We start from the raw sequence: 18225 nt of genomic DNA, 5'->3' as shown, positions 1-18225 counted from the left end.
GGACGCACGAAGGCCGGGCCCCTCTGTGGTGAGGGGCCCGGCCTTTCGTCTACTTCTCCCAGCCGCCGATGTGGGCGAAGCCCTCCGCGCCGCCGACGACGTCGGTGGAGGTGGCGGCTCCCCATCCGTGCCCGCCGGTGTGGATGTTCGAGGTGTGGGCGAGACCCCACCACTCGCCGGCCGCGAACACCGGGTCGGCCGACGCGACGAACTCGCCGCCGCCGACCAGGCCGACGTGCGCGGACGCCGGGGTGGCGACACCGGCCAGCGCCAGCGCGCCGAAGGCGGTCAGCGCGACCTTGCCCAGCTTGCTCTTCATGGATCTGCCCTCTCTTCCGGAGCGTCCGGTCGGAACGCTCTGCCTCTGACGTGTGCTCCGGTCCGTGTCCGGGCGGCAGCTCTGACACGTGAACACACGCTGCCGTCCGCACCGGCGCCCCACGCGCCGTTCCGACGGCCTGTCACCCGGCCGGCCCGCACGCGGAGTGCGGCCGGCCGGACGTCCGGTCCCGTACGCCGGGAGGGCCCGGGGACCAGACGTCCCCGGGCCCTCCGCCGCACCGTGCCGCAGAATCAGCCGATCAGGTGCGAGACACCCGCGTCGCCCGAGGACTGGGTGTTCTGGCCGACGTTGCAGATCTGCTTCGGGGTGCTGTTGAGGATCGGCACCTCGACCGGGACGGCCACGCCGAGGACGGCGACCGCGATGTTGTGGACCTCCGGCAGGCAGATGTTCGCGTTGTCGAGGGTGTGGAAGTTCGGGCTGTGGTCGCCGTGGGTGCCGGTCTGGTTGGTGCCACCGTTGCCCTGGACCGAGACGGCGGAGCCGTCCGAGTCGGCGATGGCCGAGGCCGAGCCGGCGGACATCGCGATGGCGGCGGCGGCGAGGCCGGCGGCGGCGAGGGACTTCTTGATCATTTCGGTGTTCCTCTCGGGGGATGAATCGGGGAGCGATTCGAAGGGTGGTTCTGGAGGGGTGACGCAGGTGGGGCGAGCGGTCAGCCGATGAGGTGGGAGACGCCCGAGTCGCCCTTGGTCTGGGTGCCCTGACCCTGGGTGCAGTACTGCTTGCCACCGCTGTTGGCGATCGGGACCTCGACCGGGACGGCCACGCCGAGCACGCCGACGGCGATGTTGTGGATCTCCGGCAGGCAGACGTTCGCGTTGTCCAGGAAGTGGAAGTTCGGGCTGTGGTCGCCGACGGTGCCGGTGAAGTTGGTGCCGCCGTTGCCCTGGAAGGACCCGGCGGAGCCGTCCGAGTCACCGATGGCCGAGGCCGGCGCGGCGGCGGCGGCCAGCGCGGCGGCAGCCAGCCCGGCGGCGGCGAAGGACTTCTGGATCATGGGGAGATCCCTCTCTGAAATGCTCTTGAGTTTCCGTGCGTACAACGCGTACAACGCTCAGACCCGGTCTGCAGTCACTGACGTTCAGATCAAAGAATGACGGCACGGAAGGTTACGGGGATTTTTGAAAAGAGTCCGGGAGGCGCGACCCGAACCCCTTTCCGGTCGGATTATTAGCCCGAACCGGTTAACGCCCGCAATCCGGGATCCCGGTGGCTCGTTGAGACAGATTGCTTTGGGCTGCGCCCGCGCAGCCCTCCCAGAGATCTCCAGTACGGACAGGCGGAACGGTGAAAAGCATGAGGTTCTCCAAGCGGGCCGGCGCGATGCTGCTGGCGGTCGGTGCGGGCGTACTCGCCTCCCAGGGGGCGGCCTCGGCCGCGGCCCCGGTCAGCCCCGAGCAGGTCGGGGCGCTGGAGGACCAGCTGGCGACCCAGCAGGTCCCGGTGGACGTGCCGGTGGCGCCGTTGGGCAGCCGGATCTCCGGCGGCATCCCGACCTCGCTGCTGATGCCCCCCGTGCCCGCCCACACCACCGGCGGCGCGCTGATCCCGGAGCGGATCGTCCCCGCCCTCGGCACCGGCAAGGTGGGCCCGACCGCGAAGGCCGAGCTGCCGCTGCCCCTGGTCGACCAGGGCGCCGACCTCGGCGAGCTGCTGCTGGACGCCCCGGCCGCGCCGCTGCACGCCGACACCCCCGGGCTGGGCCTCGGCAGGCCGCTCTCGGTCGTCCAGGACGGCACCGGACAGCTCGCCGGCGGCCGGGTCAAGGTGGACGAGATCGACCCGCGGCTGGTGACCGGCGCCGTCCAGGCCGTTCCGGGGGCCAAGGCCACCCTCGGCAACGAGGACGAGCGGATCTCGGTGACCGACTCGGTGGGCAACCTGGCGACCACCACCACCGCGACCGCCACCGGCGTGGTGCAGGAGACCGGCCTGGCCGGCCTCGCCCAGCTGTAGCAGCCGCCCGCACCGCAGCGCGCAGCACGCCGGACGCAGTACACGGGAGAGCCCGGCACCCCGCTCCGAACGGGGGTGCCGGGCTCTCCCGCGTACGGCCGTGGATCGCGGACGGCCGCCGGGCGTCCGGCTCAGCCGGGCAGTGCCCCGAGCAGCTGGCCGACCACCGGCAGGTCGCGCGGTCCGCCGCCGGCGCTGAGCGGGCCGGTCAGCGTCTCGGTGCCGATCGGCGCCAGGCCGGTGTTCTCCGGCTTGACGGTCGCGCCGTTGTTCAGCACGTCGGCCGAGGAGTTGGCCCACGGGTCCAGACGCAGGTCCTTGATCGGTGCGACGCCGTAGCCGAGGCCGGTGGTCGTGCCGCCGAGTGCCTGGGCGAGGTCGGTCTTGGTCAGCGAGGCACCGCCCTCGGCCGGGGCCGCGTGTGCGGCTCCCGCGCCGCCGAGCAGCATCGCGGCACCCAGGGCGGCGGCGAGGCCGGCCCCGCTCTTCTTCGAAACCATGCGGAATCACCCTTCGGGGGAGTGGGTCCCGGCGCGGCCGGACCGCGCCCGGGTACGCCGAACCGCCCCCCGGCCGGTGGGCCGGAGGGCAGCGCGGCCGGAACGCGTGCCGGACGGGATCAGCAGTCGTCCTCGACGTGGTGCTGCGGCGCCTCGGCGTTGATGCAGGTGTTGCCGAACGCCGGGTTGAGCAGGCCGATGACGTTCACGGAGTTGCCGCACAGGTTGACCGGGATGTGCACCGGGACCTGGAGCTGGTTGCCGGAGACGACACCGGGCGAGCCGGCGGCGACGCCCTCCGCGCCGGAGCTGGCGGAGGCGGCGCCCGCCGCACCCATCACCAGGCCGGCGGCGGCGGCGGAGAGGACGGCGGCCTTCTTCACGTTCTGCATGGGGGTTGATCTCCTCGATCACACACGGTAGCGGGCCGCACCCCGCCACTGGCGGGGTGCGGCACGGATTCGGCAGTACGGCGGTCACCGGTGCGGCGACCGCCGGTTCAGCCGGCGTTGACGCAGGTGTTGCCGAACGCCGGGTTCAGGATGCTGACGATCCCGATGGAGTTGCCGCAGACGTTGACCGGGATGTGCACCGGGATCTGGATCTGGTTGCCGGAGAGCACACCCGGGGAGCCGGCGGCGACACCCTGGGCGCCGGAGCTGGCGAACGCGCCGCCGGCCGCACCGACCACCAGACCGGCGGCGGCGAGGGACAGGGCGGCGGCCTTCTTGAGGTTACGCATGTGGTTCTTCCTCCGTTTTCTGCCCGACCGTCTGTGGAATAGTCGGGAGCCGGGCGAGGTGAAATCCTTGCCCGTCGGCTTCTGGGAATGCCGTGATTGTCACTCGGGCGGCCCAGATGGCGCGTGTCGCCCATGGCTCGGGCGATGATTCGGCCGCCGCTTCACCGCGCGCCGCGAACGATTCCCGCACGGCCGGGAAGAATTCGTGCAGACGCACGACCAGGAGGAATTCCGGACGGGCTTGGACCGGCGTCGGATCTCCCGGAGTCGAGGTGCCGCCCGTCTGGGGGCGGGCCGGGCGGCGGTGCCGCCCCGGATCAGGCGTTGACGCAGGTGTTGCCGAACGCCGGGTTGAGCAGGCCGACCACGTTGATCGAGTTGCCGCACAGGTTGACCGGGACGTGCACCGGGATCTGGATCTGGTTGCCCGAGGCCACGCCGGGGGAGCCGGCCGCGACGCCCTCGGCGGACGCGCCGTGGGCGTGGGCGGCGCCGGCGCCGGCGGCCAGCAGGGCGGCGGTGGCCGCGGTGCCGAGGACGCCGTGGGCGAGCTTGCGCATGTGCGGGACTCGATTCGTCGTAGAGAGCGTCGTGAGGAGCGGGGCGGAGCGTGTTCCGCCAGGGAGAACGAGGGAGCGCTCGGGGGGAAACGGTCGGATGTGCTGATCACCCGAATGCCTGGCGGGCCGTTCCGTTCCTCCGGATGGGTGACAGTGGGGGTGCCCCAGCAACCGGCTCGACCGGGTCTCGTTGGAGATGTCGCACTCCCCGTGCATCTCTGTCGAACAGTCAGGAGGCTCGTATGAGCATCAAGAAGACGGCCGCCGTCGGCGCCGCTGTAGTCGGCATCGTGGCGGCCGGTGCCGGCACCGCGATGGCCAGCTCCGGTGCGGAGGGTGTTGCCGCGGGTTCCCCCGGTGTCATCTCCGGCAACCAGCTGCAGGTCCCGGTCCACGTTCCGGTCAACCTGTGCGGCAACACCATCGACATCATCGGTCTGCTGAACCCCGCGTTCGGCAACACCTGCGTCAACCACGGCTGATCTGCGACCGGTCCGGCCCGCTGCGAGCCGCCGTTCCCGTGCTTCCCTCCTGGGGCGCGGGGCGGCGGCTCTCGGCATGTCCGGGGGCGGCCGGCGGGGGCGACCGGTGAGCCCGGCCGGTTCGGTCCGCCCCGTCCGCCCCGTCCGCCCCGTTGGTCCCGTCCGGCCCGTCGGTTCGGTCGGTCCGGTCGGTCGTCAACTGCCGGTGTTGTCAGGGGCCTTGTTGCGTTACTTGTCAGTACCTAGAATATGAGACCTGCTCACCTTTCTGCGCTCCGAAGCTCCGAAGCCCCCCACGCTCCGAACCGTCGGGCACCCCCCGGCCGGGCGGTCCCCACCCGCAAGGAGTCGCGTGTGATCAGGTCACGACGGGCAGGTGCGCGGCGGAACCGGACGGTCGCGCGCCGCTCCCCCTACGGCGCGCTGCTGGCGGCGGGCGCCCTCGTCGCCGCCCTCGGCACGGTCGCCACCCCCGCCGCCTTCGCGGGCGCCGCCCCGGCGGGCTCCGGGGCCGCCACCGCCCGCCCGCCCGCGATCGTCGCCCTCGGCGACAGCGCCATCTCCGGGGAGGGCGCCGGCACCGACACCGCCGACGGCTACTTCCCCGAGACGGACAGCCCCACCAACTACTGCCACCGGCACCCCAAGTCGGAGATCTTCGTCACCGACATCCCCGGCGTCACCCCGATCGACCTCGCCTGCTCCGGCGCCCAGACCGGCGACCTGGTCAGCGACCCCGAACTGGCGAAGATCACCGGCCCCGGCAGCGGGGACTTCGGCGAGGCCAAGCAGGACGTCCAGCTCGCCGGCGTGGCCGCCGCGTACGACGTGAAGCTCGTCGTCGTCACCATCGGCGCCAACGACGACTTCGACTTCAGCGGGATCATGATGCACTGCCTCGCGCAGTACTTCCCGATCCCCAAGGACCAGGGGTGCCGCGACACCATCGGCAGCGCCGAGATCGCCCGCCGGGCCCAGCAGGTCCGGCCCAAGGTGGTCGCCGCGCTGCAGAACATCCGGCAGACCATGCGGAGGGCCGGTTACGCCGACGGCTCCTACCAGCTGGTCTACCAGTCGTACTTCAATCCGATCACCCCGGACATCCGGCGCAACGACTACCTCGGCAAGGTCGCCGACGGCTGCCCGGCCTTCCCCGAGGACCTCGCCTGGGGCCACAACTGGGTGGTGCCGCTCTTCAGCGACGCGCTGCGCGGGGCGGCCGAACAGGTGCCCGGCGTCCGCTACCTCGACCAGCGCCGGGTCGCCTTCGGCCACGAGGTCTGCGCGAAGTGGACCAGCTCCCCGTACGAGTACACCAACGGGGACGTCATCAACCTCTCCGAGTGGGTCCGCAACGGCTGTGACCAGCAGATCGGCATCCCCGGCCTGTGCATGAACATGGTTCGCCAGTCGTACCACCTGCGGGTGGCCGGCTACCGCGGCGAGGGGGTCTGCCTCGGCCAGTTCTACGCCCGCGCCGACCTCACCCAGGCGTACTGCACGCTCGACCAGCGGAACACCACCTCCATCCAGCCGCTCACCCCCGGTCGACCGATCGCCGACGAGCCCGAGGACGGCGCCTGGTACCGGTTGGCCAACGCCGCCGACGGCCGGGCGCTGGACCTCAGCGGCGGCGGCACGTACGGGGACGCCACCAACGGCCGGGCCGCCATCACCTATCCGGCCACCGGCGGGCTCAACCAGTCCTTCGTCCTGGAGGCCGGGGCCGGCGGCAGCTACGAACTCTCCTTCAGCGGCAACCGAGCCATGTGCCTGGACGCCGACGCCGGCTCGACCGCACCCGGCACCCGCATCCAGCAGTGGCGGTGCCACGGCGGCGGCAACCAGCGCTGGTTCGTGAAACCGGCCGGCGACGGCCTCTGGAAGCTGGCCGACTCGCAGGACCAGGGCAAGGTCGTCACCGCCACCGGCCGGCTCGACGCCGGGGGCAACCCGCTCGTCCAGCTCGCGGCCGACACCGGTGCCCCCGCACAGCTCTGGCAGCTCACCAAGCTCGGCATCGTCCACCTCCGGGACTGACCCGCCCCGACCGGCCGCCGCCGCCCCGCTGCCCGGGGTGGCGGCGGCCCTGCCGTGTCACCGCCGTCTCCCCGCCGCGTGTCGTCGCTGTCCGTCGCTGCCGGGCCGCGGCTCCCGGTGGTGGAAGGGCGGACACGGAAGGTTGGGGTGGGGCGGGAGAAGGCGGTGTCGTAGGCTCGGCCGGCGTCGCTGTGTCGGTCGGCGCGCCGGTCACGAGTGGGGCGGGGAGTCCAGAGCTGATGAGCACGGCATCGAGCACCGAGTCGTCGGGCGGTGGCGCGGGAGTGCCGCCGCCTCCGGAGACGGTGGAGCGGGAGGTCGGGGCGGAGCCGGAGCGACGACAGGGGCGGTTCGCCGCCGCGGTCGACCGGTTCGCGCCCGCGCTCGGCGCGTACGCCGTGGTGAAGGCGACCGGCCTGACCGTCTTCCTGCTGCTGCTCTCGCACACCGAGGACTTCCTGAAGAAGGACCCGGGGCGGGGCGGCGGCGCCCAGCCGTGGGACGTGCTGGGGACCTGGGACGGCATCTGGTACCAGCGGATCGCCGAGAACGGCTACGACCCGCAGCTGATCGCGCTGCACGGCTACCCGCTCGCCACCTACTACGAGAACTCGGCCGCGTTCTTCCCCCTCTACCCCTGGCTGATGCGCCTGGTGGGGACGATCACCGGGCTGGGGCCGTACGGCTCGGGCATCGTCGTCTCGGTGATCGCCTCGTTCGTCGCGGCGGCCGGGATCTTCGCGATCGCGGAGCGGCTCGGGGGCTTCCGGGCGGGCGTGATCGCGGCGGTGATCTGGGGGCTCTTCCCGGGCTCGGGCGTGGAGTGGGCGGTCTACTCGGACTCGCTCTTCGTCGCCCTGTCCACCTGGGCCTGCTACTGCGTGATGACCCGGCGCTGGCTGGCCGCGGGAACGCTCGCGCTGGTGGCCGGTCTCAACCGGCCGACCGCCGCCGCGCTGATCGCGGCGGTCTCGATCACGGCGCTGGTGGCGCTGGTCCGGCGCACCGACGGGATCGCCCGCCCGCTGACCGCGATGCTGATCACCCCCTGGGGGCTGCTCGGGTACGTCGCCTGGGTCGGCTACCGGATGGGCGACTGGACCGGCTACTTCAAGCTGCAGCGCGGTGCCTGGAACCGCTACTTCGACTGGGGGGCCTCGACCGCCCGCACCACGCTGGACGTGGTCACCGGGCACTGGACGTTCTGGCAGTCCAACCCCGCACCGGACCTGATCGCGGTGGCGCTGCTGATCGCCCTGCCCGGGCTGCTGGTGCTCCTGCTGCGGCTGCGACCGCCGCTGGTGCTGGTGGTCTACACGCTGCTGACCCTGTTCACCGCGCTGAGCAGCAACCAGATCTACGGCAACATCTCGCGCTACCTGCTGCCGGCCTTCCCGCTGTTCATCGGGCTGGCGATCGCGCTGCGCCGGCTGCGGCCTACCACGGTGGCGGGCCTGTTCGCCATGCCCGCGGTGGCGGCCGGATGGTACGCCGGGTACGCACTGTTCGAGCTCGGCATCCCGTAGCCGGGCCCGCCCGTGCGGGAGTTCCCGTGCGGGAGCGCCGGTGGAGGAGTGCCGGCGGGGGAGTGCCGGTGGGGGAGACCGGGCACTCCCGCACGGGATCATCCGCCTGCGGACGGTGTTGCTAGTCTCGGAGCCATGACGACGAGTCCGCCCGCGCGCCAGATCCGTGACATCTCCGGCCTGCTGGACCACGCCAGTCACGTCCTGGCGACGCGGATGGCGGCCGCCTTCGTCGAGCTCGGCATCACGCCGCGCGCGTACTGCGTGCTCTTCCACGCCCTGGAGGGCGAGCGCACCCAGATCCAGCTGGCCGAGCTCGCGGACCTGGACAAGACCACCATGGTGGTGACCGTCGACGAGCTGGAGAAGGCCGGGCTGGCCGAGCGCAGGCCGTCCGTCACCGATCGCCGGGCCAGGATCATCTCGGTCACCGGGGACGGCGAGCGGGCCGTCGAGCGGGGTACGGCGATCGCGGACCGGGTGCACCGGGAGGTGCTGGAGTCGCTGCCGGAGGGCGAGCGCACGGTGTTCGTCTCGGCGCTGACCCGGTTGGTGGGCGGCGCGCTGGCGGAGCCGGTGGAGAGCGAGCGCACGGTCCGCCGGGCGCGCCGGGCGCGGAGCTGAGGCCGCCCGAAGGACGGTCGGCGATCGGGCGCATCGGGGCGGCCGGGTCCGCCCGTGGCGCCCGGTCCCCGTCGCGGCGGTGAACCTTTTCGGTGGAGTGCGCGGCGGATCAACGGAACTGTGGCGGACAGAACGTCGCAGCACGGCGGCCGGTCCACGGAAATGACCGTTCGACAGGCGCGGAGGAGACGTCGCCGAGCCGAAACCGGCGCGGGCGGCAGTCGTCAGGGGGGGCGGATCGTTTCCGGGCCTCCGCACCGAGGTGTGAATCCGCTCGCGTGTGCCTGTTCTCCCCGGCGCCGCGCAGGCACGGCGGCGGACGAACTCCGGGCAGTCCGATCGGAGTCGGGGGCGGGGCTGCGGGACTCCTCGCACAGCGGCGGCACAGCGGCGGCACACCGGAGAGCCGCCCCGTCGCCGCAGCGGTGACAACGCCGGTGGCAACGCCGACGACAACGCCGGTGAAAGCGGCGTGGCGCGGATCTCCTCCGACCCGGATCCGGGCGGTCCGATCCGGGCGGTCAAGCACCGAGCGGGAGATTCCCGGCCTGCGGCCGAAGGTCCGCGAACGCCCTCCTCCCTGTTTCGTCGCGTTCGACGTCCTCCGGTGGCGTGGCACCGCGGAATTCGGCCCGACAGCGGTCGGGCATTTCCGGTTCACGGAGGGGGGCTCACGGGCGCGAGGGCATCCGCCCGCTCGCGCGACGGGGGTCGGGGAGGGCGGGGTCCCTGGCCGACCGCCCTGCCGAGGGCCACCGCGGCCCGCTCCGCCACCGGTCCAGACCTCTGCCGGGACCTCCGCCCCGAGCTCCGCCCCGACCCGTGCTCCGACCCCTGACGACGTCCTCACCCGGCGCGGCGGAAGGCGGTTTCCGGTCGGCTTGTATGCTCCACCTGGCACCAGGGGGGCATTTCCTGGCCGCCGTTCGTTCGATGGCACAGCCGTGAGAGGTGCGGGGATGTCGGGTCGCCGAGACAGGAGTCAGCCCAGCGTGGCCCGACCACGGTCGGAGGGCTCGACCGGCTCGGCGGGTTCCACGGGCGGCCCCACCGGTTCCGGCACCGGCTCCGGCACCCGTTCCGGCGCCCGGGCGGCGGCGGCTCCGGCCGCCAAGGACGGCGCCACGGGCTCGATCCCGGCCCCCCGGGCCGGCGGACGTGCCGAGGCCCGAAAGGCGGCGCAGTCGCAGGGCCGTGGCGGCCGCGGCGGCCAGGGCGGCGACGGGGGCCAGGGCGGTGGTTCCGGGCACCGCAGGTCCGGCGGACGCGGCAAGAAGCCCGAGCGGAACGTCAAGAAGATCGTCGGCTGGACGGCGGTCGGCGCCCTGGTGCTCATAGCCGGCACCGGCGGAGCGATCTACTTCAAGCTCAGCGGCAACATCAAGACCTTCGACTCGGACGCGGTCAGCAAGGACCGCCCGCCGGAGGCCACCGCGGACGCCAACGGCAACAAGCCGGTGAACATCCTGCTGATCGGTTCCGACAGCCGCGGCGGCGGGAACTCCGACCTCGGCGGCGGCAACTCCGAGGGCGCCCGCTCGGACACCACGATCCTCCTGCACGTCTACGCCGACCACAAGAACGCCATCGGCGTCTCGATCCCCCGCAACACCCTGGCCGTGATCCCGCCGTGCAAGCTGCCGAACGGGAAGTGGACCAAGGAGCAGAAGGGCGACGACGTCCTCTTCAACGCCGCGTTCGAGACGGGCGGCTCACCGGAGGGCAACCCGGCCTGCACCCAGAACACGGTGGAGAAGCTCACCGGGATCCGGGTGGACCACACCATCGTCGTGGACTTCTCGGGCTTCTCCTCGATGACCAAGGCCGTCGGCGGCGTCGAGGTCTGCCTCCCCAAGGCCATCTACGAGGGCGACATCAACCCGAACCTCAACAAGAAGGGTGCGCAGGTCCTCCCGGTCGGCAAGCAGAAGGTGGACGGCCAGAAGGCCCTCGACTACGTCCGGCTGCGGCACGGCATCGGCGACGGCTCCGACATCGGCCGGATGAAGCGTCAGCAGGCCTTCATGAGCTCGATGATCAGCACGGTGAAGAAGCAGGGTCTCGACCCGACCACCCTGTTGCCGCTGGCCGACGCCGCGACCAAGTCGCTGCGCGTCGACGAGGGCCTCAACTCGGTCGACAAGCTGATGTCCCTCGCGCTCTCGCTCAAGGGCATCGACATGCACGACCTCAAGTTCGTCACCCCGCCGTGGCGTTACCACGGTGCCAACCTCGACCTGGTGAAGCCCGACGCCGACAAGCTGTGGGAGGCCATCCGGGCCGACCACACCCTCGACGGCAAGGACGCCACCGGTCAGCAGCCCGACGCACCCGCGGCGGCTCCGGAGACCCCGGCCGTGCCGACGCCGGCGGCCCCGACCACCACCGCCCCGCCCACCACCGCGGCCGTGACGACCCCGGTCAAGGTGGCGGTCTACAACGGAACGACCGTCAACGGCCTGGCGGGCAAGGCGAGCGAGGCCCTCAAGGCGGCGAAGTTCACCGTCACCGGCACCATGACGGCGAAGTCCACCAACAAGGCCACCACCACGATCGAGTACGGCGCCGGGCAGAAGGCCAACGCCGAGAAGGTCGCCGCGCTCTTCCCCGGGGCCACCCTGGCCGCCAGTTCGGCGGCGGGGATCAGCGTGGTGCTCGGCAAGGACTACGCCGACGCCAACGGCGGCGCCGGCGCCTCGGGTGCGCCGGCTGCCACCCCGACCGCGCCCGCCCCGCTGCCCACCTCGGTCACCGAGGAGGCCCGCTCGGCCGACGACGACATCTGCGCCAACACCACCTACGGCTCCGGCGGCTGACCTGCCGACGACTCCGGCCCCGAACGTCGGTTCGGGGCCGGGGCGGGTGTTCCGGTGTCAGGTGTTCCGGTGTCAGGTATCCCAGGTTCGGGTCCGGGTCCGGACCGGAGGGATCAGGGCCAGACGAGACAGTAGAGCTGGTGGCCGGCGTCGTGCAGGCGGTTGGCGAAGTCCTGCCACTCGTGCAGCATGCTGTAGATCACGAAGGCGTCGCGCGGGCCCCGGCGGTCGGGGACGGTGGACCAGATGAACGCTGCGGCGCCGAGCTCGGTCTCGTCCGCCTTGCGCAGCGGCTCGACCACGTTCTGCGGGAGCTGCACGACGGCGTAGTCGGGGTGCAGCACCACCAGCTCCAGCGGCGGGACCTGGTGCAGCGGCACGCCCTGGATGCCGGTGAGGACCATGGCGCTCATGGTCTCCGGCTTGATCTTGGTGGAGAGGTGGCCGTTGGGCGAGCCGCTGGTCTCCATCAGGTCCCCGAGCCGGCCGAGCGAGCCGAGCTCGCCCGCGTCGAGGCCGAGCCCGCCGGGGCCGAGCGCCGTCGGGACTCTGGCGGCGGTGGCGCGGTCGGGTGCCCCGAAGTACTTGTAGGTCACCCCCACGCGTCCCTCACCCCGCCTCTCGCCACCACGACCGCCACGCCCCGTTCCCGCTCCCGTACCCCCGCGTGCGGCCTCGGCGGGGCGGCGGGGGCCACCCGCGGCCTCGTCGTAGCCGTCCTGCGCCTCGGACACTCGGACCATCCTCACCGGAATTCGCCGGAATCGACAGACCCCCGCACACCCGGCGTCCCGCCGGACGTGCTCCTTACCCGTCATGCGCCGCCGTACCCAGTCGAGGTACGCGGCAGTCCTCTTCACACCCCTGCATCGACACGGAGTGCCCGTGCATCCCGAGTGCGGGGCACTCTGGACGCACTCCGGGTACATAGTCTGACTGGTTCGGAGAGCCGACACAGCCAGGGGACCCGTTGTACGGATAACCGTACAGACTTTGGCGCCCGGATCATCGTTCCAGATGATGAGGTCCGACATGCAGAGGAGAAGGACACGATTTGAGACCATGTCCCACGTGAGCTACCCCTACGAAGCACCCCAGTCCCAGTCGCTCTTCGACCGCGCCTCGGTCGTCACCCCCGGCGGCGTCAACTCCCCGGTGCGCGCGTTCCGCGCCGTCGGAGGTACGCCGCGCTTCATGGTGTCCGGCACCGGCCCCTACCTGACCGACGCCGACGGGCGCGAGTACGTCGACCTGGTCTGCTCGTGGGGCCCGATGATCCTCGGCCACGCGCATCCCGCCGTGCTCGACGCCGTCCGGGAGGCGGTGACGCGCGGCACGTCGTTCGGCACGCCCGGCCAGGGCGAGGTCGAGCTGGCCGAGGAGATCGTCGCGCGGGTCGCCCCGGTCGAGCAGGTCCGCCTGGTCTCCTCCGGTACCGAGGCCACCATGTCGGCGATCCGGCTGGCCCGCGGCTTCACCGGCCGGGCCAAGATCGTGAAGTTCGCCGGTTGCTACCACGGCCATGTGGACGCGCTGCTGGCCGCCGCCGGTTCCGGTGTGGCCACCTTCGGCCTGCCGGACACCCCGGGCGTCACCGGCGCGCAGGCCGGCGACACCATCGTGCTGCCGTACAACGACCTCGCCGCGGTCGAGGAGGCCTTCCGGGCCCACCCCGGCGAGATCGCCTGCGTGATCACCGAGGCCTCGCCCGGCAACATGGGCGTCGTCCCGCCGCTGCCCGGCTTCAACGCCGGCCTGGCCCGGGTCTGCGGGGAGAACGGCGCGCTGTTCATCTCCGACGAGGTGATGACCGGCTTCCGCGTCTCCAAGGCAGGCTGGTACGGCCTGGAGGCGGCGCGTGAGGGCTGGGCGCCCGACCTGCTGACCTTCGGCAAGGTCATGGGCGGCGGCTTCCCGGCGGCGGCCTTCGGCGGCCGTGCCGACGTGATGGCCCACCTGGCCCCGGCCGGCCCGGTCTACCAGGCCGGCACGCTCTCCGGGAACCCGATCGCCACCGCGGCCGGCCTGGCCCAGCTGCGGGGCTGCACCGACGAGGTGTACGCCACCGTCGACCGGGTCGCCGCCGAGGTCTCCGGCCTGGTGTCGGACGCGCTGACCAAGGAGGGCGTCGTGCACCGGCTGCAGACCGCCGGGAACATGTTCTCGGTGTTCTTCACCGAGGGCGCGGTCACCGACTACGAGCGGGCGAAGACCCAGGAGGCGTTCCGCTTCACCGCGTTCTTCCACGCGATGCTCGCCGAGGGCGTCTACCTGCCGCCGTCCGCGTTCGAGTCCTGGTTCGTCTCGGCCTCCCACGACGAGCGGGCGGTCGAGCGGATCGCCGCCGCCCTGCCCATCGCCGCCCGGGCGGCCGCCGAGGCCACCGCCCCGGCCACGGCCTAGGCTCCGGACGACCCCTACGAAGCTCCCAGGAGTACTGAGAAGTGAGTGCCGAAGAGATCACCGTCGTCCACCTGATGCGGCACGGCGAGGTGCACAACCCGGAGGGCGTCCTGTACGGCCGCCTCCCGGGCTACCGACTGTCCGAGCTGGGCCGGCAGATGGCCGACCGGGTCGCCGAGGACCTGTCCGGCCGGGACATCACCCACGTGGTGGCGTCCCCGCTGGAGCGGGCCCAGGAGACCGCCGAGCCGATCGCCAAGTCGCACGGCCTGGACGTCGCGGTGGACGGGCGGCTGATCGAGGCGGAGAACATCTTCGAGGGCAAGACCTTCGGGGTGGGCGACGGCTCGCTGCGCAACCCGGCCTACTGGAAGTACCTCACCAACCCGTTCCGGCCCTCCTGGGGCGAGCCGTACCTGGAGCAGGCGGTGCGGATGATGGGCGCGCTGGCCGCCGCCCGGGACGCCGCGCGCGGGCACGAGGCGGTCTGCGTCAGCCACCAGCTGCCGATCTGGATCGTCCGCTCCTTCGTGGAGCGCCGCCGGCTCTGGCACGACCCGCGCAACCGGCAGTGCTCGCTGGCCTCGCTGACCAGCTTCACGTACGAGGGGGACCGGATCGTGTCGGTCGGCTACCGCGAGCCCGCCCGCGACCTGCTGCCGGTGCACCTGGTCGGCAAGGGCGGCAAGAGCAAGCCGGTGGGCAAGAGCTTCGGCGCCTGACCCCGCGCCCTCCGCGGCGACGCCCTCCCCGCGGCGTGGCGTCCTCGTGACGTGGCGTCCTCGCCGTGGCGTGCTCGCCGCAGCGTCACCGCCGTGGCGGCGGAACCCCGTGCCCCGGGGCACGCGGCTCCGCCGCCACGGACGCCGTGCGGCGGACGGGACGAGTGCCCCCGCCCGATGTAGGGCCCGGCTAAATATGGGGTTCATCACCCTCGCCACGACCCGCCGCTCCGGTACCGCCGCAGGTCAGAGGGGGTTCGACACGGAAGGCCGGACCCCCCCGAACCTGCCCGGAACTCCATGCGAAACTTTTCACATGTCTGGCATGACGCGCCCCCGTCCCCGTCTCGCCGCAGCGGCCGCCGCCACCGCCGTCGCCGCCGCGCTCGCCCTCAGCGGCTGTTCCTCCTCCGGTTCGTCGGCCAGCGGTGACGGCCAGATCGGTTTCGTCACGGCCAAGGGCAGCAACATCTCCACGGCTGCCGCCGGACATCGCCAGGACGCGCCGGACATCTCCGGCAACACGCTGGAGGACACCCCGGTCAAGCTCTCCGACTACCGGGGCAAGGTCGTCGTCCTCAACGTCTGGGGTTCCTGGTGCGGGCCGTGCCGGGCCGAGGCGGACGACCTCCAGCGGGTCTGGGACAAGTACAAGGACCAGGGCGTCCAGTTCCTCGGCATCAACACCCGGGACCCCGAGAAGGCCAACGCGGTCCGCTTCGAGCAGGAGAAGGGCGTCACCTACCCCAGCCTCTACGACCCTGCGGGCACCCAGCTGCTGAAGTTCCCCAAGGGCAGCCTCAACTCGCAGTCCGTGCCGACCACCATCGTGGTCGACCGCGAGGGCAAGCTCGCCGCCCGGGCCGTCGGCGGCCAGATCGACGACGGCCTGGAGTCGATGATCCAGCCGGTGCTCGCGGAGCAGAAGCAGTGAGTGCCGCACTCCTCGCCGACACGACCGGGACGATCCAGAGCGGGGCGCTGCTGGTGGCCGTGCCGATCGCGCTGGTGGCCGGTCTGGTGTCGTTCTTCTCGCCGTGCGTCCTGCCGCTGGTGCCCGGCTACCTCTCCTACGTCACCGGCTTCTCCGCCGCCGACCTCGCGGACGCGCGCGGGGCCCGGCGCGGCCGGATGCTGGCCGGGGTGCTGCTGTTCATCCTCGGCTTCACCGCCGTCTTCGTCTCCACCGGGGCGCTGTTCGGCTACTTCGGGTCGACGCTGCTGGAGCACGAGCGCGTCATCTCGATCGTGCTCGGCGCGCTGACCGTCGTGATGGGCCTGGCCTTCATGGGGCTGGTGCCCGGGTTGAGCATGCGCGAGCTGCGCTCGCACCGCCGCCCGGCGGTCGGCCTCGTCGGCGCGCCGATGCTGGGCGTGGTCTTCGGCGTCGGTTGGACGCCCTGCCTCGGCCCGACCCTGGCCGCCGTGCAGAACCTGGCGCTCAACGAGGCCGATGCCGGCCGCGCCGCGCTGCTGATGACCGCCTACTGCCTGGGCCTGGGCGTACCGTTCGTCGTGGCCGCGGTGGCCTTCCGCCGGGCGCTGGGCGCCTTCGGCTGGGTCAAGCGGCACTACCCGCTCGTCATGCGGATCGGCGGCGGCATGCTCGTCGTGGTCGGTCTGCTGCTCGTCACCGGGCTCTGGAACTCGATGGTGAACGAGCTGCAGTCCTGGACCGCCTCCTTCCAGATCGGAATCTGACCGTGAGCAAGACCACGACCGGTACCGAGCTGCCCGCGCAGGAGGTCGAGGACGCGGCGGAGAGGATGACCACCGCCCCGATCGAGTCGGACGGCCCGACCGGCATCGGCGTGCTCGGCTGGCTGCGCTGGATGTGGCGTCAGCTGACGTCGATGCGGGTCGCGCTGATCCTGCTCTTCCTGCTGTCGCTGGCGGCCATCCCCGGTTCGCTGATCCCGCAGAACGGCCAGAACCAGTTCAAGGTCGAGAGCTGGAAGGCGCAGCACGCCACGGTCGCGCCGATCTACGAGAAGCTCCAGCTGTTCGACGTCTACAGCTCGGTCTGGTTCTCGGCGATCTACATCCTGCTGTTCGTCTCGCTGGCGGGCTGCATCGTCCCCCGCACCTGGCAGTTCGTCGGGGTGCTGCGGGCGCAGCCGCCGGCCGCGCCGCGCAACCTGACCCGGATGCCGGTGTACGCGGCCTGGCGGACGGACGCGGACGTCGCGGACGTCAACGCCGCCGCGCACCGGCTGCTGCGGGCGCGGCGGTTCCGCGCGCACCTCGGCGGCGGCGCGGTGGCGGCCGAGAAGGGCTACCTGCGCGAGGTCGGCAACCTGGTCTTCCACCTGTCGCTGTTCGCGCTGCTCGGCGGTTTCGCCTGGGCGAGCCTGGCGAGCGGCACCGGCGGCAAGCTGCTGGTCGAGGGCGAGGGCTACTCGAACACCATCACGCAGCTGGACGACTTCACCGGGACCAGGTTCTACGGCACCGACGACCTCGACCCGTTCTACGTGAAGCTGAAGAACTTCACCTCGAAGTTCCAGAGCCGGGGCGACCAGATCGGCAGCGCACGGGAGTTCACCGCGCACGTCGAGTACTACGGGGGCAGCGACGCCGGGAAGCTCAAGCAGGGCACGATCGAGGTGAACCACCCGCTGGAGGTCGGCGGCAGCAAGTTCTACCTGATCGGGCACGGCTACGCCCCGGTGATCACCGTGCGGAACGGCGCGGGCGACGTCGTCTACACCGGCGCGACCCCGTTCCTGCCGCAGGACGGCAACCTGACGTCCACCGGTGTCGTCAAGGTCTCCGACTACGGCGACAAGGACGGCAAGAAGACCCAGATGGGTTTCTCCGGCTTCTTCCTGCCGACCGCCCCGGTGGCGTTCGACCGGAACACGGGCCCGCGCTCGCTGTTCCCCGGTGACGCGGACCCGGCGCTGGTGCTCAACGCCTACGCGGGAGACCTGGGCACCGACTCCGGCCTGCCGCAGAACATCTACCAGCTCAACACGAAGAACCTCACCCAGCTCCAGCAGGAGGGCGAGCCCGCCAAGGTCCGGTTGAAGCCGGGCCAGGGCTGGACCCTTCCGGACGGCTACGGGAGCGTCACCTTCGAGGGCTACAAGCAGTGGGCCAGCTTCAACGTCTCGCACCGTCCGGGCAACGGGATCGCCCTCGTCGGGGCGGTGCTGGCGATCCTCGGCCTGATCGGCTCGCTGTTCGTGCAGCGGCGCCGGATCTGGGTGCGGGCGGTGGCGCTTCCGGACGGTGGCACGCTGGTCGAGCTGGCCGGGCTGGGCCGCAGTGAGTCGGCGAAGATCGCCGAGGAGCTGGCCGAGCTGGCGGTCGACCTCCAGGACGACGCGCCCGCGCTCGACGACCCGGACGACGACCCGGACGACGACGCTGCCGAAGCCGAAGCCGAAGCCGAAGCCGACGCCGAAGCCGACGCACACGGCTCCGACGAGGCCGACGGGGCCTCCGCACCACCCGCACCTTCCGACCCCGCAGTCCCTGCCGACCAGAACTCCAAGGAGTAGAC

At 72.0% G+C, this 18225-nt stretch carries 19 protein-coding genes; 11 read left to right on the top strand and 8 right to left on the bottom strand.

Annotated elements, in window-relative coordinates; genetic code table 11:
• Positions 1-49 precede the first annotated feature (49 nt).
• The 3 genes from ACFWOG_RS01515 to ACFWOG_RS01505 form a co-directional block, all read right to left on the bottom strand.
• The gene (locus ACFWOG_RS01515) at positions 50-319 is read right to left on the bottom strand and encodes a hypothetical protein (RefSeq protein WP_329951434.1); all 270 of its coding nucleotides are present in this window, start codon (positions 317-319) and stop codon (positions 50-52) included.
• A 254-nt stretch (positions 320-573) separates the two neighbouring features.
• On the bottom strand, positions 574-918 hold the full coding sequence (locus tag ACFWOG_RS01510) for a rodlet layer protein (protein ID WP_327678146.1): 345 nt from the start codon (positions 916-918) through the stop codon (positions 574-576).
• A gap of 80 nt (positions 919-998) precedes the next feature.
• A complete protein-coding gene (locus ACFWOG_RS01505) occupies positions 999-1343 on the bottom strand; it encodes a rodlet layer protein (RefSeq protein WP_327678144.1) in 345 nt (114 codons plus the stop codon).
• A gap of 299 nt (positions 1344-1642) precedes the next feature.
• Here ACFWOG_RS01505 and ACFWOG_RS01500 point away from each other — a divergent pair, with 299 nt between their 5' ends.
• Complete coding sequence (locus ACFWOG_RS01500) at positions 1643-2302, top strand: hypothetical protein (RefSeq protein WP_380353610.1); 660 nt, start codon at positions 1643-1645, stop codon at positions 2300-2302.
• A gap of 131 nt (positions 2303-2433) precedes the next feature.
• Here the strand turns inward: ACFWOG_RS01500 and ACFWOG_RS01495 are convergent, their stop codons facing one another.
• From ACFWOG_RS01495 to ACFWOG_RS01480, 4 genes are all read right to left on the bottom strand, one after another.
• Positions 2434-2802 (bottom strand): hypothetical protein, encoded by a 369-nt coding sequence (locus ACFWOG_RS01495; protein ID WP_329885522.1) that lies wholly within the window; start codon positions 2800-2802, stop codon positions 2434-2436.
• Positions 2803-2921: 119 nt separating this feature from the next.
• On the bottom strand, positions 2922-3194 hold the full coding sequence (locus tag ACFWOG_RS01490; protein ID WP_329885521.1) for a chaplin: 273 nt from the start codon (positions 3192-3194) through the stop codon (positions 2922-2924).
• A 107-nt stretch (positions 3195-3301) separates the two neighbouring features.
• The gene (locus ACFWOG_RS01485; RefSeq protein ID WP_329885520.1) at positions 3302-3544 is read right to left on the bottom strand and encodes a chaplin; all 243 of its coding nucleotides are present in this window, start codon (positions 3542-3544) and stop codon (positions 3302-3304) included.
• A 317-nt stretch (positions 3545-3861) separates the two neighbouring features.
• On the bottom strand, positions 3862-4104 hold the full coding sequence (locus ACFWOG_RS01480; protein ID WP_329885519.1) for a chaplin: 243 nt from the start codon (positions 4102-4104) through the stop codon (positions 3862-3864).
• 242 nt (positions 4105-4346) lie between these two features.
• On the opposite strand from ACFWOG_RS01480, the gene ACFWOG_RS01475 reads away from it, so the two are divergent.
• The 5 genes from ACFWOG_RS01475 to ACFWOG_RS01455 all read left to right on the top strand — a co-directional run bounded on the left by ACFWOG_RS01475 (position 4347) and on the right by ACFWOG_RS01455 (position 11592).
• Positions 4347-4586, top strand: a complete 240-nt coding sequence (locus ACFWOG_RS01475) for a chaplin (RefSeq protein WP_329885518.1) — start codon at positions 4347-4349, stop codon at positions 4584-4586.
• A gap of 354 nt (positions 4587-4940) precedes the next feature.
• Positions 4941-6626, top strand: coding sequence for an RICIN domain-containing protein (locus tag ACFWOG_RS01470; RefSeq protein WP_380353605.1), 1686 nt, complete (start codon positions 4941-4943; stop codon positions 6624-6626).
• A 239-nt stretch (positions 6627-6865) separates the two neighbouring features.
• A complete protein-coding gene (locus ACFWOG_RS01465; RefSeq protein WP_329950297.1) occupies positions 6866-8152 on the top strand; it encodes a hypothetical protein in 1287 nt (428 codons plus the stop codon).
• A 135-nt stretch (positions 8153-8287) separates the two neighbouring features.
• A complete protein-coding gene (locus ACFWOG_RS01460; RefSeq protein WP_380353601.1) occupies positions 8288-8776 on the top strand; it encodes a MarR family winged helix-turn-helix transcriptional regulator in 489 nt (162 codons plus the stop codon).
• A 992-nt stretch (positions 8777-9768) separates the two neighbouring features.
• A complete protein-coding gene (locus ACFWOG_RS01455; protein WP_380353599.1) occupies positions 9769-11592 on the top strand; it encodes an LCP family protein in 1824 nt (607 codons plus the stop codon).
• Positions 11593-11705: 113 nt separating this feature from the next.
• On the opposite strand, the gene ACFWOG_RS01450 is transcribed toward ACFWOG_RS01455, so the two are convergent.
• Positions 11706-12188, bottom strand: a complete 483-nt coding sequence (locus ACFWOG_RS01450; protein ID WP_327678121.1) for a hypothetical protein — start codon at positions 12186-12188, stop codon at positions 11706-11708.
• Between the two features lie 466 nt (positions 12189-12654).
• Between ACFWOG_RS01450 and hemL the strand changes: the two genes are divergently transcribed.
• The 5 genes from hemL (at position 12655) to ACFWOG_RS01425 (ending at position 18223) form a co-directional block, all read left to right on the top strand.
• Entirely contained in the window at positions 12655-13995 is a 1341-nt protein-coding gene (gene hemL / locus ACFWOG_RS01445; RefSeq protein WP_329950300.1) for a glutamate-1-semialdehyde 2,1-aminomutase, read from the top strand.
• A gap of 74 nt (positions 13996-14069) precedes the next feature.
• On the top strand, positions 14070-14717 hold the full coding sequence (locus tag ACFWOG_RS01440) for a histidine phosphatase family protein (protein WP_329885745.1): 648 nt from the start codon (positions 14070-14072) through the stop codon (positions 14715-14717).
• Between the two features lie 325 nt (positions 14718-15042).
• Positions 15043-15651 (top strand): TlpA disulfide reductase family protein, encoded by a 609-nt coding sequence (locus ACFWOG_RS01435; protein ID WP_329885512.1) that lies wholly within the window; start codon positions 15043-15045, stop codon positions 15649-15651.
• Entirely contained in the window at positions 15648-16418 is a 771-nt protein-coding gene (locus ACFWOG_RS01430) for a cytochrome c biogenesis protein CcdA (protein WP_329885511.1), read from the top strand. Before ACFWOG_RS01435 ends, ACFWOG_RS01430 begins: the two co-directional genes overlap by 4 nt.
• Positions 16419-16420: 2 nt before the next feature.
• Positions 16421-18223 (top strand): cytochrome c biogenesis protein ResB, encoded by a 1803-nt coding sequence (locus ACFWOG_RS01425; protein ID WP_380353594.1) that lies wholly within the window; start codon positions 16421-16423, stop codon positions 18221-18223.
• Positions 18224-18225 lie beyond the last annotated feature (2 nt).

Source organism: Kitasatospora sp. NPDC058406 (genome assembly GCF_042722765.1).
GTDB lineage: Bacteria > Actinomycetota > Actinomycetes > Streptomycetales > Streptomycetaceae > Kitasatospora.
This window is presented reverse-complemented; position numbering and strand designations above follow the sequence as displayed.